The organism is Pseudomonas sp. NPDC090233, from assembly GCF_044772285.1.
Classification (GTDB): domain Bacteria; phylum Pseudomonadota; class Gammaproteobacteria; order Pseudomonadales; family Pseudomonadaceae; genus Aquipseudomonas.
Genome location: NZ_JBIVYQ010000010.1, coordinates 16,547 through 31,644, shown reverse-complemented (window position 1 = coordinate 31,644; position 15,098 = coordinate 16,547). Strand labels below are relative to the sequence as shown.

The following is a 15,098-nucleotide window of genomic DNA, read 5'->3' as shown; positions in this document are numbered from 1 at the left end:
GGGATGGGGTTTTGGAGGGTTGGGAGGCAGGTCTTGAGATTTGCAGTGATGCGTAAATCGAGCGCCGCGCGGGCGGCGCTCGATCTAAAGGGCGCCAGAGCACTCACGACTAGCCCCCCCCAACCCCACCTCAATCCTCCGCCTGGTCCTCGCCACCCTGCCGGCTCATCCCATACTTGCGCATCTTCTCCACCAGAGTGGTACGGCGAATACGCAAACGTTCAGCCGCCCGCGCCACGATACCGTTGGCGTCGTCCAGCGCCTGCTGAATCAGGCCCTGCTCCAGGCTGCCAAGGTAGTCCTTCAGATCCAGACCTTCAGGTGGCAGCATGGCATGGCTGGAGAAGTTCGGCGCATGGCCATTGATCGCCACGCGTTCTTCGAGGTCGCTGCGCAAACTGTCGACCAGTTGCTCGTCCTCGTCGTCGATGTAGCGGAATTTCTTTGGCAGCTCCGACACGCCGATCACCCCGTACGGGTGCATGATCGCCATACGCTCGACCAGGTTGGCCAGCTCGCGCACGTTGCCCGGCCAACCATGCCGGCACAGCGACATGATCGCGGCGGAGTTGAAGCGGATGGAACCGCGCTTCTCGTGCTCCATGCGTGAAATCAGTTCGTTCATCAGCAGCGGAATGTCTTCCACGCGCTCACGCAACGGCGCCATCTCGATCGGGAACACGTTCAGGCGGTAGTACAAGTCTTCGCGGAAAGTCCCGTCCTCGATCATGCTTTCGAGGTTCTTGTGCGTCGCGGCAATGATGCGCACGTCGATGCTCTGGGTCTTGTTGCTGCCGACCCGCTCGAAGGTACGCTCCTGCAGCACACGCAGCAGCTTGACCTGCATCGGCAGCGGCATGTCGCCGATCTCGTCGAGGAACAGCGTACCGCCGTTGGCCAGCTCGAAGCGCCCGGCACGGCTGGTGATGGCACCGGTAAAAGCGCCCTTCTCATGGCCGAACAATTCGCTTTCGAGCAACTCGGCCGGGATCGCCCCGCAGTTGACCGGTACGAACGGCGCTTCGCGGCGCTTGGAATGGTAGTGCAGGTTGCGCGCCACCACTTCCTTGCCTGTGCCGGACTCACCGAGAATCAGCACGCTGGCATCGGTGTCGGCCACCTGCTGCATCATCTGCCGCACATGCTGGATGGCACGGCTGGTGCCGACCAGGCTGCGGAACAGATTGGGTTCACGCTGACGACCGCGCTCACGGGCCTGGTCGTACATCTCGCGATAGACCTGGGCACGGTGCAGCGAATCGAGCAGCTGGCTGTAGCTCGGCGGCATTTCGAGGTTGGACAGCACGCGACGGCGCAGCTCTTCCGGGTAGTCCGCAGAAGAAATTTCGCCAATCAGCAACACCGGAAGGAACTCATCCCATCCGGCCACTGTCTTAAGCAACCCCAGCACATTGCCTGGAGCATTCACGGTTCCGATCAGCACGCAGAGGACTTCACGGCTCGAAGACAACGACTCCACCACCTGCTGCCAGTCCTGGCTCGAGCAGGGCAGGTTTTCTTCGCCGAGAAAATTCAGGACCACCGCCAGATCGCGGCGGCGGGCGCTGTCGTCATCGATCAGGAGAATCTTGGTTTCACGCCACATGCAATAGCAACTTCCCTAGTCATATCGGCGCCCGAAGGCGTGCTCGACATCATTCTGACTGAATGGTCAGTGGTCGGACGTCTGAAATACGAAAACAGCCACTAGTAAAGTCAAAAAAAAGCATACAGTCAAATTAATGGCGCACGACTTTTAGGACATCTGTGGTCAACTGAACAGATGGTATACCTTGGCAGCGTTTTTCGCCTGACGGATTTGTGTCATTTCATCGACTATGGATTGACGCTCGCCACTTGCAACCTCGATTAATTGCCGATAAACGGCCAGCAACTGCTCCAGGCTATCGCGCACGTCCGCCTCCTGGCCCTGCGCTTCGGCCAGCACATCATTGATGCGCAGGCGGCATTCCAGGTCCAACTCGCCCACGGCATCCCAGTCGCGGCTGGCCAGGGCGGCCAGCAGCAACTCGCGGGTCTGTTCGATACGGGTGATTACCTCGCTCATGGCATCCTCCTTGACTAGGGGGCCGGCGACTGGTCGCCGATCGCGTCCCAACCTTCCTTCACGGTGATCAGCAAGCGCGCCACTTCATCGATGATGGCGGGGTCGCTTTTCACGTTGGCTTCGATCAGTCGGCGGCTCATGTAGGTGTACAGGCTATCGAGCTCGGCCAGACTGTCGGCGTGGTTTTCCAGGTCCAGGCCTTCGCGCAGGCCACCGATGATGTCGATGGCCTTGCCGATGAGGATGCCCTTCTGGGCGACATCATTGCGCGCAATCGCGCCCTTGGCCTGCGCCATGCGGTCAAGGCCGCCCTGCATGAGCATCTGTACCAGACGGTGCGGACTGGCCTCGGAGGTCTGGGCCACGCCATTGACTTTCTGGTACTGCCGAAGGGCCAACATCGGGTTCATGGATCTACCTCGTTGCAGCGAAAAAGGTTGCTTGTACCCTGTGTATCGCCGGGCCGTCAAAAAACTTTAGGGGCAAAACAAAAAGCCCGGCACGTCGATGGACGCTGCCGGGCTTTTGTCACTCAGGGACGATCAGGAGTTCTTGGCCTGCGCATTGAGGGCGTCGAACACGGCCTTGATCTGGTTGGCCTGGGCATTGAGCTTGGCCACCGCGGTGTCCATGGCCACGTACTTCTTGGTCAGCGACTCGGTCAGCGACTCGGTGCGACGCTCCAGCGCAGTCTGCTGGTCCGCCAGATTCTTCGCGACCTTGTCCAGGTTGGCCTTGCGCGTGGCCAGGCTGCCGTCAGTGGCATTGTACGGATCGATCGCCTTGTTCATCCGCTCGAAGATACCGTTGGTGCCGGTGAACAGCTCCTGCACCTCGGCCCCCAGCTTCTTGTCATTCATCGCGGTGGTGAACTTGGTGGAGTTGAACTCCAGGGTGCCGTCCTTGGTGGTGTTGATACCCAGCTGGCTCAAGCTGGTCAACTGATCACCTGCCCCCACCTCAGTCAGCACCTTGCGCACATCGCCGAGCAACGAACGGGTCGTTGGGTCGTTGGTCAGCGGGCCGAGCACGAGGTTATCGTTCTCGTCGCGACTGGTGGTGGTCAGCGAGGTGATCGCCTTCTGCAGGGTGTTGTAGGCGTCAACGAACGACTGGATGGATTTCTGCAGCCCCTCGTTGTCTGCCGCAACGGTGACCTGGGTCGGGCTACCAACGCCATTGGTCTTGGTGCTGACCCCGGTCAGCTCCAGCTTCATGCCACTGATGGCATTGTCGATGGTGTTTTTTGCACTGGTGACTTTCAGGCCATCGATGGTCAGCTCGGCGTCCTGCGCCAGGGCGGTGATGAAACCTGCGCCGGTACCGGACATCTGCGTGGTGCCGTCGATTTCCAGCTCGGGAATACCACTGAGCGACAGGTCGGAACCCGCCCCGGTGGTGGTCGAGCTGAGCACCAGGCGCGAACCACCTTCACCGTTGACGATGTTCGCCGAAATGCCTTGCACGCCCAGTTCTTTGTTGATCTGGTCGCGCACGCTCTCCAGCGTGGCACCGGCGGCGATGTCCAGCTTCCAGGTATTGCCGCCCTGGCTGACGCTCAACTCGCCCGCCGTGATCGCGGAGGTCGAACCACCGGCAAACTGCTGGCTGGCCACCTTGGAACCGGTGGCCAGTTGATTGACCACGATATCGTAGTTGCCGGCAACGGCGGTATTGCCTGAGGTGACCTTGACCACAGCATCGTTGGCCGACTTCGCCGCATAGGCATTGAACGCCGGCGCGCTGGTGTCATTGAGTTTTTTCATGGCGTCCTGGAACGCCGTAAGGGCACTGCGCAGCGAGCCCACACCGGAGATCATCGCGGAGTTGTTGCTGGTCTGCCGAGTGATCTGCGCTTTCTTGGCTGCAGTATCAGCAGACACCAGCGCTTCGACCATTTCGGTAATATTCAGCCCGGTACCCTGGCCGATACTGGAGACAATGGTGCTCGCCATGAAATTATCCCTCTTCGTGTAACGTCAACCCTGCTCCTGCAAGCCTGACATGAACTGCGCCTAAAGGCATTCGCCGCCGATCAGACCTTGGCGTCGAACAAAAGACTGCTTACATCGCTCAGGCTGTTGGCGATTCGCAACGCTTCTTCAGAAGGTAATTGACGAATCAGCTCACCCGTCTCGCTGGCGATGACCTTGACCACGATCTTGCCGGATTCTTCGTCCGTGGAGAACTCCAGGTTGCGTCGTGACGAACTGAGGAACTTCTCGATTTCCGAAACGGCGCTTCTGACCTTTTCGGCATCAGTCCCTTTTTCGGCCGCAGTGACGGCCTTGGGTTCCAACGTATCACTGCCGCGGGGCGCATCGGCCGACCGGGCAACCGGCTTGTCGCCGACCTGTTCGGTCGAACGAGCAGTCGGGTAGGACAGATTCAACTTGACGCTCATGTCCATGACTTACCACCTCGCAACGAAAAGGCGGGGAAGCGCCTCAAAGTGCACTCCCCCGCCGGTCACCATCAGCGATTACTGAAGCAGCTTCAGTACAGCGGATGGCAGCTGGTTGGCCTGAGCCAGAACCGAGGTCGAAGCTTGCTGCAGGGTCTGCTGCTTGGTCAGCTGGGCAGTTTCAGCAGCGAAGTCGGTGTCCTGTACACGGCCACGGGCAGCTTCGGCGTTCTCGTTGATGTTCTGCAGGTTGTTGACGGTGCTGGTCAGACGGTTCTGCGAAGCACCCAGGTCAGCACGGGTGGTGTTGATGGTTTGCAGAGCGGCGTCGATGGCGTCCAGAGCAGCGTTCATGCTGGCTTCGGCTTCAGCGCTGGTGGAACCGGTGATGGCGATGGTAGCCGAGTCAACGCTCAGGGCGGCAGCGTCGAAGCCGCTGTCCAGGGAGATGCTGATCTGGTTGTCAGCGCCCGAGTTGGAGCCAACCTGGAAGGTCAGAACACCAGCGGTACCGTCCAGCAGGTTCTTGCCGTTCAGCTGGGTGGACTTGGCGATACGGCTCAGCTCGTCGGACATCTGCGCGAATTCTTTGTTCAGCGCGGCGCGGTCTTCGGTGCTGTTGGTGTCGTTTCGCGACTGGACTGCCAGTTCACGCATACGCTGCAGGATGTTGGTCTGCTCTTGCATCGCGCCTTCAGCGGTCTGGGCGATGGAGATACCGTCGTTGGCGTTTTTGATAGCCATGGTCTGACCACGGATCTGCGAGGTCATGCGGGTAGCGATCTGCAGGCCGGCGGCGTCGTCTTTGGCGCTGTTGATTTTCAGGCCGGAGGACAGACGGGTCATCGAGGTGCTCAGTGCATCGGAAGCACGGTTCAGGTTTTTCTGAACGCCCAGAGAGGTGGTGTTGGTGTTAACGGTCAAAGCCATGACGAATTCCTCGTTGGATTGGGTACTGCGGCTTCCGGCCTTGGCAATTCGCCGGGTGTGGCACAGAGAACCTTCGTAATAGTTATCGTCGTCAAGGCGGGTTGCTTTAGGGGATTTTGGAAAAAATTTGCTGGCATCCGGCCAGCCCAATGAAATCAAGGAGTTGACGCCAGATTACAGGCGCGCCACGGCAGTAGATTAGAAAAGAAAACGCCGCCAGGCAGTGGCGGCGTCTATCACGGCGATGAACGGTCAGTCACACCGCTCAATGATTGCCGAGCCCCACGACAGGCCCACACCGAAGCCGCTGAGGGCTACACGCCGGTGTTGCGAGCCGAGCACGTGCTTTTCAAGCAGCAGCGGAATGCTCGACGACACAGTATTGCCAGTCTCGACCATGTCCTTGACGAATTTCTGCTTGTGCTCACCCTCGACAAAGCGCGCCGACACCGCATCGACAATCGCCGCGCTGCCCTGGTGCAGGCAGTAAAGGTCGATGTCGCTCGCCTGCAGGTCGCTGGCTTCGAGCAACTGATGCAAATGCGCCGGCACCTTGACCAGGGCAAAGTTGTACACCTGACGGCCATTCATGAAGAACTTGCCGTCGGTGGTGCGCAGGTGCTCGGCACCGGCACCGTCACTGCCAAACAGCGACTTGCCCAGTTGCCAGGTAGCGCCCTCGCCCATCCAGGTGGCGGTGGCGGCATCACCGAACAGCATGGTGGTGTTGCGATCTTCGGGGTCGACAATCTTCGAATAGGGGTCGGCGGTGATCAGCAGGCCGTTCTTCAGGCCAGCGGCTTCCATGAAGCCCTTCATCGCGTACAAGCCGTAGACGTAGCCCGAACAACCCAGCGAGATATCGAAAGCGGCAATGGCGGTCGACAGGCCAAGCTTGTGCTGGACGATCGCCGCTGTGTGCGGCAGGCCTTCGGCATCACCGTTCTGGGTGACCACGATCACGGCATCAATGGATGCCGGGTCCAGCGATGGATTGGCAGCGAACAGATTCCTGGCGGCCTCGACACACAGGTCGGAGGTTTCCTGGGCGGCTTCCTTGCGTGGCAAGAAGGTCGAGCCGATCTTGCCAAAGATGAAATCCTGGTCCTTGCCGAATTTCGCGCCCTGGGCGTAGTTGTCCACGCCTTCAGTCGGCACGTAACTGGCGATGCTTTTAATGCCAATCATATGGCTTCCCAATTCAGTAACAGCGAAATACCCGCCACCCTGCAAACGGCAAAACGCCAGGCGATACGGGGTTTCCGATCCCTGACGGTTTGCCCGGGCGCATGAAGCGGCGGTTCCCGGTTTCGACAATATACAGTGAAGATGCGCGTTCTGACTCTCAAGTCACGCTCTTTTTGTCGAATCGACAAAGCACACCGCGCCACCCATAAAAAAGCCATGACCACCGTGCAGCGGTCATGGCTTGGCACAGCTTAAAAGCTGCTGTCAGTCGAGCAACGCCTGCCAATCGACCGAGCGCTGCCGATCGATGCTGAACAGCTTGTCGTCACGACTGTGGTTGGCGTTGTAGCAAGGGTCCTGAGCCAGCATGTGCGCCCAGCGCTCACGCATGGCCGTGCAGCCCATCGCATCATCGCTGACCTGGGCGTGGCGCACGGCCTGTGCCTGTGGTGTCCATACCACCAGCAGGCCGGCTGCGGCTGCCTGCAGACACAGGTCAACCTGCGCCGCGCGCACATCCGGGGCCTGCTCATCGAGACCACCGGCAGCGCGCAGCAATTCGGCACGCAGCATGATGCAACCCGACACCGCAGAAACGCCATGCTCCACCAGCAGGCGCTGCAGGGAGCCCGGCGCATGCTTGCCTTCGCCGGCAAACGCCGCGCGCACACCGGCCTGCGCGGTCAGTACCAGCCCCGCTTCGACAACCTTGCCATCCGTACCCAGCAGCTTACCACCCACCACACCGACCTCTGGCCGCTGGGCCTGGTTGAGCAACCCTTCCAACCAGTTGGCGTTGAGCACTTCGGCCGAACTTTCCAGCAGCACCAGGTATTCGCCACGGGCTTCACGGCTGGCCAGGTTGAGCATGGCAACGGGCGCCAGCGCCTGCTCACTGCGGATCACCCGCACCCGGTTGCCGGCTGCCTGCAGGCTCCCCAGCCAGTCGCGCAACTCGGCAGAGCGGCTGGCATTGTCGGCGATGAGGATTTCGTGGTTCTGGTAGCGGGTACGTTGCAGGACACTGACCATGCACGCCTGCAAGGCCTCGAAATTGTCCTGGCAGTGCAGGAGGATCGAGACCATCGGGCGGTCCTGGTGACGGTAATCGATCTGCAGCGTACCGGGGTGAGCCGAACCGACCGATGCCGCGTAACCGCGCTGAGCGATGTGCTGAGCCAGCACCGCTCGCTCCTGGTCGTGACTGTCGGCGCCCGGCGCCGTGCAAATCAGCAGCGGCTCGGCGAGGTGTGCCAAGCCGGCCATTCCGGCATCACCCACCAGTCGCAGCAACAGGTCGAATTCCAACGCCTGCGGATAACGCGCGTCGAAGCCACCCGCCTCCAGCCACAGGTCGCGACGCACCAGCCAATGCCGGGCCATCTGCCCCGGCACACTCTGCAGCAAGTCCAGATTGACGCCCGGGCGCAACACTTCACGCAACGAACCATCGGCCTGGCTTTGCAGCTCATCCATCGCCACCGCGCGCACGCCCTCCACGCCCAGCAACTCCAGACCCGCACGCAACAGGCCGGAGCCGGTGAACGTATCACCGCTTTCGGCCAGCATGACCCAGTCGGTATCCAACTGCCTGGCCGCCTCGTTCATGCGCTGGACATGGTCTTGCGCCGTGACCTTGACGAAGTGCACGGTCTGCTGCGGGCGGGTGACCGCCGGCAACTCGCCGGTGGTCAGCACCACCACCTTGAAGGCACGGCAATGGCTGCGCATGAGGCTGTCGAAGGTTGCCTGCAGCTTGGCCATGTCGGCTTCGAGGTCGAGCAGCAGGATACCGAACGTCGGGCCACCCTGATGCTGCGCCAGGTGCTCGGCAGCCACACGGGCCTGCTCGGCATCCGGCTCGCGGCGCTGCAACCAGTTGAGTAATTGCCCTGAGGGCAGGCTGTCCAGCAACGCCTGGCTGTCATAGCACGGCACCGACTGCAGGCGCTGCAACCAACCGCGCAGGGGCGCGGCCTCGGCTTCGTCACCGGCTTCTTCCAGCGAGGCCAGCAGGCACTGCACCACGGTGCGGTTGAACGGGCTGAGGGTCAATGCCTCCCACAGGCGACTACGCCGAGTGCGCGCATCGTCGTTGGCGTGAACCTGCATCAGCTGCCATTGGCGCAGCAGAATCGGCTCCAGCTCGATCAACTGCTGACGGCCGGCCGGCATGCTGTGAATCAGGAATTCGAACTCGGCGAGCAGGTCGAACATCGGTTTGTTATAGAACGGCATCTCGACGAACTGTTGCTCACCGAAAATGCGTCGTGGCTCAGGTTCCGCCAGCTTCCAGTGCGAACGCACGATGACGCAGCCCTGCAGCGCCACGCCGGTCAGCAGGCCCTCGGCCATCGCCTTGAAGCTTTCCAGGGCAATACGCTTGACCGCCTCCACGCCCTTGTCGCTCAGCGCGGTCGGGATCGACGCGAGAAACTCGGCGAAGTCTTCGCGGTCCTGGCGCGATTTCTCATCCTGCAGTGCCAGCACCGTGAGCACGTTGGTGTTGTGCTCGGAGCCGCCGTAATTGACCTCGCGCACGGCGTAGGGGATCGGCAGGATCCGCGCCTTGGCATTGGCCAACAGGTAGAAGGTGTGGCCGATTTCCTGCCACTCGAAGTTGGTGCCCGGCGGCAACAGGGCGTACCACTGCTGCAACAGGTCGGTGCGGGTGACCGCGTAGAACGGCGGCAGGAACTGTCCCATGAATTCGATCAGGCGCTGCTCGGGCTGCTCGGCGCAGTAGTCTTCCTGCACGCGGTTGTCGCGCTTGTAGAAATCCACCTGGGTACCACGCCCCAGGTACATCATGCCGTAGCCGTGGCACACGCCGTAGTCGGGATTCTGTTCGAGGAACTCCACCGAACGGGTCATGCCGTCATGCAGCAGGAAATCGTCGACCGCCGCGAAGGTCATGAACGGTGTGCGCACCTGGTTCACACCGTAGGTCAGCTTTTCCTGCAGCCCCGCATAGGAAAACTGCGGCAAGTGGCGGTAATCGACCTGCGGGTAGTCGCGCATCGCCTCTTCGTCAGCCTGCAACGAAGAGTCCAACACCAAAATGGTCGCCGGGTAGTTGCGATAGTAATACAAGGTCCGACGCAAGAACGCCGGGCGATTGTGGGTGATCACCACCAGGGTGAGGCGGTCCTTGAGCGACGTGTCGTCTGGATGCTGTGCATGAGCCTGCATAAATGTTCCTGCCCGTTGTCCGGCTGGTTCGAGGGTTCAGCGCACGCGGCGCAGGTAGCCGTCACGGGCCACGGTGATCAGCAGCTTGTCGTGGATGTCGGCATCGATGACGAAGTCTTCGGTTTCCTTGAGATAGGCCCACACGGCGGTGCGCGGGTTGTCGCCGACACCCCATGGGCGATTCGGGAAAGCGTCTGAAGGCATGTCCTCGACCACGGTGTCCATCACCACGCAATAGCAATCCTGCGACACCAGCGGCGCGTAAGCGCGCAGCTCAGCCAGCACATGCTCGTGAGTGTGGTTGGAGTCGAGCACCACCATGACTTTCTTGCCTTCTGCCAGGGCGCGCACCTGCTCGACGATTGCCGGATCGATGCTGGAGCCCTCGATCATGCTGATGCGCTTGAACATCGGATGGCTTTCGATGGCCTCGCGGTTATGCGGGCGGATGTCCAGGTCAATGCCGAGTACCTCGCCGTGGCCGACCAGTTCCATCATCGACGCGTAGTAGATGATCGAGCCACCGTGGGCGATGCCGCACTCGATGATCAGGTCGGGCTTGAGCTTCCAGATCAGCTCCTGCATGGCGACCATGTCCTGCGGCAGCTGGATGATCGGGCGGCCCATCCAGCTGAAATGGTAGGTGTACTTGTGCTTGGCCGACTCGTTGTAGAAGGTCTGGGCCAGTTCGCACAGTGCGGCGTTGCTGCCCTGGTCGCGGATCTCGGCCTGGCACTCTTCGGCAAATTCCTGCTGTGGCGTCTTGTTGCTCATGTGAAGCCTCATGAAAGTGTTGACCCGGCGGCACTAGCGGCGCACGGGTTCGGAAATGGATTGCAGTACGTGTTGCAAACGGTCGGTAACTGCCCAGAACGCCATGGGCTCGTGGGCCGGATAGGGGTAGTGGCCAAGGTTCAGTTGCACCTTCGCACCGCGCTCGCGCAGGCGTTGCTCGACCAGGCTGCGCACCGCGACTGGCTGGCCGCTGGCGCAGTTGACCACCCCGCTGAATTCCCGGCACTGCAAAAGACCCGCAAGCTGGCGCGCAGCCTGGGTGATCGGCTGGAAGTCGCGCAGCTGTTCGCCGCCTGACATGTCGAACGACGTCGCGCCACTGTCGATGGCGCGATCGAGCGCCGCCAGCAGGCTGTTGGGGTTCTGCCCCTCGCCATGCAGGTAGAACAGCCGCGCCCACTGCAGGGTGAACGGGTGATGGCGCTGCATGGCCTGGAGAAACTGATGCAGGCTGTGCTTGGCCAGCCCGTAGGGGTTGTCCGGCCGCGCCGGGCATGCTTCGCTCAAGGGCCCGCTCTGCATGCCGTATTCGAAGCAGGTACCGGTGACCAGCACCTGGGGCACGCCCGCCAGCACCAACTGTTTGATGAAGCGGTAGTCGGCCATCAGGTTCTGCTCCAGGTGGAACAGCGCCTGGTAGTTGGGCAGCCCCGGCCAGGCCAGATGGGCGACGGCATCGATCCCCTCGGCCAATTCGGCGATCTGCTCGGCCGTGGACTGGTGCAGGTCGGCACTGACGAACTGCACCTGATCGAACCAGGGCATCGCCTGGGCACGCTGGGCATCACGCGCCACAGCCCGCACGCGACAGCCACGCGCCAACAATTCGGCGACCAGATGGCGACCGACGAAACCGCTGGCGCCCGTTACCAGTACATGCTGCGCCGTCATAGCACGGTCAGCTCGGGCACGGCGATGACGAAGCGCCCACCCCATTCACGGACACCGGCCTGCTGTTCGCTGACCTCGCGCAGCAGGTTCCACGGCAGCACCAGCACGTAGTCCGGCTGCTCCTCGGCCAAGCGCGCCGGGGCCACTACCGGGATTCGGCTACCCGGCAGGAACTTGCCTTGCTTGTGCGGATTGGCGTCGGCGACCCAGGCCAGCAAATCGGCCTTGACCCCGGCGTAGTTGAGCAAGGTGTTGCCCTTTGCGGCGGCACCGTAGCCGACCACGCGCTTGCCCGCGGCCTTGGCCTCCAGCAAGAAGCGCAACAGCTGCAGCTTGATCCGCTCGGCAGCCGGGGCCAGCGTTGAATAGAACTCAGCGGTGCGCACGCCGACATCCGTTTCAATGGTGAGCAAGTCCGCCACTGCTGCGGTTACCGCCCGCCGCTCGCCGTCGGCGCGCTGCACGAACACCCGCAACGAACCGCCATGGGTCGGCAGTTGCTCGACATCGAAAATCTCCAGGCCGTTGCGCTGGCAGAGAATCTGCACGGCGGTCAGCGACAGATACGAATAGTGCTCGTGGTACAGCGTGTCGAACTGGTGCTCGGCCATCAGCGTGAGCAGGTGCGGGAACTCGAACGTCGCGACGCCCGTCGGCTTGAGCAGGGTGGTGAAACCGGCAAGGAAGTCATTGATATCCGGCACGTGGGCGAGCACGTTGTTCGCCGCCATCAGGTCGGCACTCCAGCCTTCATCCACCAGGCGGGAGGCCTCGGCACAGCCAAAGAACACCTCGCGGATGTCCAGGCCTTTGGCGCGGGCGGCGTCGGCGGTACTGCGGGTCGGCTCGATGCCCAGGCACGGGATGCCGCGACGGGCGACGTACTGCAGCAGGTAGCCGTCGTTGGCGGCGATTTCCACCACCCGGCTGTCCGCGTTCAACCCGAAGCGCTCGACCATGCTCGCCACATAAGCCTCGGCATGGGCCAGCCAGGAGCTGGAGTAGGAGCTGAAATAGGCGTAGTCGGCATCGAACAGCTGCTCGGCCCGGGTGTAGTCTTCGGTCTGCACCAGCCAGCACTGCTCGCACACCGCCACTTTCAACGGCACCCATTGCTCAGCCTCGGCCAGTTGCTCGACACGCAGGTAGGCATTGGACGGCGGCGACGTTCCCAGATCGATCAACGGCAAGTGCAGCGCACTGCCACAGCCTCGGCAATTCATAGGGTCACTCCGGTAAAGCGGTCATCCAGCCAGGGATGCTGTTCATCCCGGGCCGAGAGGTTGATCACAGGCAAGGGCCAGTCGATGGCAAGGCGCGGGTCGAGCACCGACAGGCCGCCCTCGTGTTCCGGCGCATAGTCGGCGCTGTGCAGGTAAAGCAGCTCGGCGTCATCGCTCAGTGCCTGGAAGCCATGGGCAAAGCCGGCCGGCACCAGCAGGCTGATGCCCTCCCCGGCCTTGAGGTATTCGCCGTGCCAGTGCAGAAACGTCGGAGAACCGGCACGCAGGTCGACCACCACATCCCACACCTCACCCTGCAGGCAGGTGATGTATTTGCTTTCCGGCTGCGGCCCAGCCTGGTAATGCAGGCCGCGCACACTGCCGCGCTCACGGGTCAGCGAGCGGTTGATCTGGCGGATATGGAAGGGTGCGCCGAAGCGCTCCAGGCTGGCTTCGCAGTACAGCCGCGAAAAGGCGCCGCGCGCATCCTCAAAGCGGCGATGCTCGACCCGGGCCAGGCCTTCAAGCGGCAATGGGTTCAGGGTGTACTGGCTCACAATGACTCCTGGTACAGGCTCAACTGGGTCAGGCTGATGGCGCGCATGTCCATGCCCTTGCGCCAGGCCAGATGCCAGCCCAATGTCCGCTCCAGGCATTCGTGCAGCGACCAGCGTGGGCGCCAGCCGAGCAACTGGCGGGCACGCGAACTGTCCAGGCGCAGCAAGCCGGCTTCGTGCATGTCGCTTTGTTGAACATTGACCCCAGGCGCTTGCGGCCACTGCCCGGCCAGCAGCTGCACCACATCGCCGACACTGCACATGTCGTCTTCACCGGGGCCGAAGTTCCAGGCACCGGCGAACCGCTGGCCCTGCTCATACAATCCAGCGGCCAGTTGCAGGTAGCCGGCAAGCGGCTCCAGGGCGTGCTGCCAGGGCCGCACGGCCTGCGGCAGGCGCAGGGTCACCGGCTCACCCTCGGACCAGGCCTTGAGCACATCGGGGATCAGCCGCTCCGGCGAGAAGTCGCCACCGCCCAGTACGTTGCCGGCGCGCGCCGTGGCCAGGCTCAGGCCATGCTCGGCAAAGCGTTCGGCCGGGAAAAACGATGCCGCGTAGGACTGCGCGAGAATCTCGCAGCAAGCCTTGCTGCTGCTGTAAGGGTCGTGCCCGCCCAGCGCTTCGTTTTCGCGATACGGCCAGGCCCATTCCTGGTTGGCGTAGACCTTGTCGGTGGTGACCACCACGCAAGCGCGCACGCCGCCGACCTGGCGCACGGCCTCGAGCAGGTTGAGCGTGCCCATGACGTTGGTCGAATACGTGCCCAGCGGATCGCGGTAACCTTCGCGTACCAACGGTTGGGCAGCCAGATGCAGGACGATCTCCGGCTGCACTTCGGCGACCAACTCCAGCAACACGCCCAGGTCACGTATGTCGCCACGCCGGTCATCGATGCCTTCACCGGCACGGGCCAGCTCGAACAGGCTCGGCTCGGTGCTCGGGTCAAGGGCGAAGCCTGTGACCTTGGCACCCAGTTGCTGCAGCCAAAGCACCAGCCAGCTGCCCTTGAATCCGGTGTGGCCGGTGACCAGCACACGCTTGCCGGCCCAGAACGCGGGGCTCAGTCCCATTGCTTCCATGGCGCCTCCCCACTGGCCCAGAGCTGCTCCAGGTGGTTCTTGTCACGCAGGGTGTCCATCGGGTGCCAGAAGCCGTCGTGTTCGAACGACATCAGTTGGCCCTCTTCGGCCAGGGTGATCAACGGCTCGGATTCCCACGGCGTGGCGTCGTCGGCAATGTACGGAATGACCTTGGGCGACAACACGAAGAAGCCGCCATTGATCCAACCGCCATCACCTCGCGGCTTCTCACTGAAGCCGCGCACCAAGTTGCCTTCGCGCTGCAAGGCACCGTAGCGTCCCGGCGGTTGCACGGCAGTGACGGTGGCCAGCTTGCCGTGGCTGCGGTGGAAGTCGACCAGCGCCCCCAGGTTGATGTCGGACACACCATCCCCGTAGGTGAAGCAGAACGCGTCGTCATGCTCCAGGTAGCGCGCAACACGGCGCAAGCGGCCGCCGGTCATGCTCTCGTCTCCGGTGTCGACCAGAGTCACGCGCCAGGGTTCGCTGTAGTTCTGGTGCACGTCCATGCGGTTGGCGCGCATGTCGAACGTCACGTCCGAGGTATGCAGGAAGTAGTTGGCGAAGAAGTCCTTGATCGCGTAGCCCTTGTAGCCCAGGCAGATCACGAAGTCGTGGATACCGTGCGCCGAATACTGCTTCATGATGTGCCAAAGAATTGGCTTGCCACCGATTTCGATCATCGGTTTGGGCTTGAGGTGCGACTCTTCGCTGATGCGCGTACCGAGACCACCCGCCAGAATGACTGCCTTCATCGATTTCCTCATGTAC

14 protein-coding genes are annotated in these 15,098 nt (G+C 62.2%); all 14 read right to left on the bottom strand.

What is annotated here, in order from left to right; all coding sequences use genetic code 11:
* Positions 1-130 precede the first annotated feature (130 nt).
* Positions 131-1,606, bottom strand: coding sequence for a transcriptional regulator FleQ (gene fleQ, locus ACIQUF_RS24065; protein ID WP_403136118.1), 1,476 nt, complete (start codon positions 1,604-1,606; stop codon positions 131-133).
* Between the two features lie 165 nt (positions 1,607-1,771).
* Positions 1,772-2,068, bottom strand: coding sequence for a flagellar protein FliT (gene fliT, locus ACIQUF_RS24060; protein ID WP_403136117.1), 297 nt, complete (start codon positions 2,066-2,068; stop codon positions 1,772-1,774).
* Between the two features lie 14 nt (positions 2,069-2,082).
* A complete protein-coding gene (fliS, locus tag ACIQUF_RS24055) occupies positions 2,083-2,478 on the bottom strand; it encodes a flagellar export chaperone FliS (RefSeq protein ID WP_403136115.1) in 396 nt (131 codons plus the stop codon).
* 132 nt (positions 2,479-2,610) lie between these two features.
* Positions 2,611-4,023, bottom strand: a complete 1,413-nt coding sequence (fliD, locus tag ACIQUF_RS24050; protein ID WP_403136114.1) for a flagellar filament capping protein FliD — start codon at positions 4,021-4,023, stop codon at positions 2,611-2,613.
* A gap of 80 nt (positions 4,024-4,103) precedes the next feature.
* Entirely contained in the window at positions 4,104-4,478 is a 375-nt protein-coding gene (locus ACIQUF_RS24045; RefSeq protein ID WP_403136112.1) for a flagellar protein FlaG, read from the bottom strand.
* Between the two features lie 72 nt (positions 4,479-4,550).
* Entirely contained in the window at positions 4,551-5,402 is an 852-nt protein-coding gene (locus ACIQUF_RS24040; protein WP_403136110.1) for a flagellin domain-containing protein, read from the bottom strand.
* A gap of 252 nt (positions 5,403-5,654) precedes the next feature.
* Positions 5,655-6,590 (bottom strand): ketoacyl-ACP synthase III, encoded by a 936-nt coding sequence (locus ACIQUF_RS24035; RefSeq protein WP_403136109.1) that lies wholly within the window; start codon positions 6,588-6,590, stop codon positions 5,655-5,657.
* A gap of 264 nt (positions 6,591-6,854) precedes the next feature.
* A complete protein-coding gene (locus ACIQUF_RS24030) occupies positions 6,855-9,782 on the bottom strand; it encodes a TIGR00180 family glycosyltransferase (RefSeq protein WP_403136107.1) in 2,928 nt (975 codons plus the stop codon).
* Positions 9,783-9,818: 36 nt separating this feature from the next.
* Positions 9,819-10,556 carry a cephalosporin hydroxylase family protein gene (locus tag ACIQUF_RS24025; RefSeq protein WP_403136105.1) on the bottom strand — a complete coding sequence of 246 codons (738 nt, stop codon included), beginning with the start codon at positions 10,554-10,556 and terminating at the stop codon, positions 9,819-9,821.
* 33 nt (positions 10,557-10,589) lie between these two features.
* A complete protein-coding gene (locus ACIQUF_RS24020) occupies positions 10,590-11,468 on the bottom strand; it encodes an NAD-dependent epimerase/dehydratase family protein (protein WP_403136103.1) in 879 nt (292 codons plus the stop codon).
* Positions 11,465-12,691 (bottom strand): methyltransferase domain-containing protein, encoded by a 1,227-nt coding sequence (locus ACIQUF_RS24015; RefSeq protein ID WP_403136101.1) that lies wholly within the window; start codon positions 12,689-12,691, stop codon positions 11,465-11,467. Before ACIQUF_RS24015 ends, ACIQUF_RS24020 begins: the two co-directional genes overlap by 4 nt.
* Positions 12,688-13,248 carry a dTDP-4-dehydrorhamnose 3,5-epimerase family protein gene (locus ACIQUF_RS24010; protein WP_403136100.1) on the bottom strand — a complete coding sequence of 187 codons (561 nt, stop codon included), beginning with the start codon at positions 13,246-13,248 and terminating at the stop codon, positions 12,688-12,690. Before ACIQUF_RS24010 ends, ACIQUF_RS24015 begins: the two co-directional genes overlap by 4 nt.
* On the bottom strand, positions 13,245-14,327 hold the full coding sequence (rfbG, locus tag ACIQUF_RS24005) for a CDP-glucose 4,6-dehydratase (protein ID WP_403136098.1): 1,083 nt from the start codon (positions 14,325-14,327) through the stop codon (positions 13,245-13,247). The genes ACIQUF_RS24010 and rfbG overlap by 4 nt, the downstream gene beginning before the upstream one ends.
* Complete coding sequence (rfbF, locus tag ACIQUF_RS24000; RefSeq protein WP_403136096.1) at positions 14,309-15,082, bottom strand: glucose-1-phosphate cytidylyltransferase; 774 nt, start codon at positions 15,080-15,082, stop codon at positions 14,309-14,311. Before rfbF ends, rfbG begins: the two co-directional genes overlap by 19 nt.
* Positions 15,083-15,098 lie beyond the last annotated feature (16 nt).

What these genes read in the sequence shown, in the direction of transcription:
- ACIQUF_RS24020 (WP_403136103.1), bottom strand. Translation starts at nt 11,468, where the DNA reads ATGACGGCGCAGCATGTACTGGTAACGGGCGCCAGCGGTTTCGTCGGT.
- ACIQUF_RS24025 (WP_403136105.1), bottom strand. Translation starts at nt 10,556, where the DNA reads ATGAGCAACAAGACGCCACAGCAGGAATTTGCCGAAGAGTGCCAGGCC.
- fliT (WP_403136117.1), bottom strand. Translation starts at nt 2,068, where the DNA reads ATGAGCGAGGTAATCACCCGTATCGAACAGACCCGCGAGTTGCTGCTG.
- ACIQUF_RS24040 (WP_403136110.1), bottom strand. Translation starts at nt 5,402, where the DNA reads ATGGCTTTGACCGTTAACACCAACACCACCTCTCTGGGCGTTCAGAAA.
- ACIQUF_RS24045 (WP_403136112.1), bottom strand. Translation starts at nt 4,478, where the DNA reads ATGGACATGAGCGTCAAGTTGAATCTGTCCTACCCGACTGCTCGTTCG.
- rfbF (WP_403136096.1), bottom strand. Translation starts at nt 15,082, where the DNA reads ATGAAGGCAGTCATTCTGGCGGGTGGTCTCGGTACGCGCATCAGCGAA.
- fleQ (WP_403136118.1), bottom strand. Translation starts at nt 1,606, where the DNA reads ATGTGGCGTGAAACCAAGATTCTCCTGATCGATGACGACAGCGCCCGC.
- ACIQUF_RS24035 (WP_403136109.1), bottom strand. Translation starts at nt 6,590, where the DNA reads ATGATTGGCATTAAAAGCATCGCCAGTTACGTGCCGACTGAAGGCGTG.
- rfbG (WP_403136098.1), bottom strand. Translation starts at nt 14,327, where the DNA reads ATGGAAGCAATGGGACTGAGCCCCGCGTTCTGGGCCGGCAAGCGTGTG.
- ACIQUF_RS24030 (WP_403136107.1), bottom strand. Translation starts at nt 9,782, where the DNA reads ATGCAGGCTCATGCACAGCATCCAGACGACACGTCGCTCAAGGACCGC.
- fliD (WP_403136114.1), bottom strand. Translation starts at nt 4,023, where the DNA reads ATGGCGAGCACCATTGTCTCCAGTATCGGCCAGGGTACCGGGCTGAAT.
- fliS (WP_403136115.1), bottom strand. Translation starts at nt 2,478, where the DNA reads ATGAACCCGATGTTGGCCCTTCGGCAGTACCAGAAAGTCAATGGCGTG.
- ACIQUF_RS24015 (WP_403136101.1), bottom strand. Translation starts at nt 12,691, where the DNA reads ATGAATTGCCGAGGCTGTGGCAGTGCGCTGCACTTGCCGTTGATCGAT.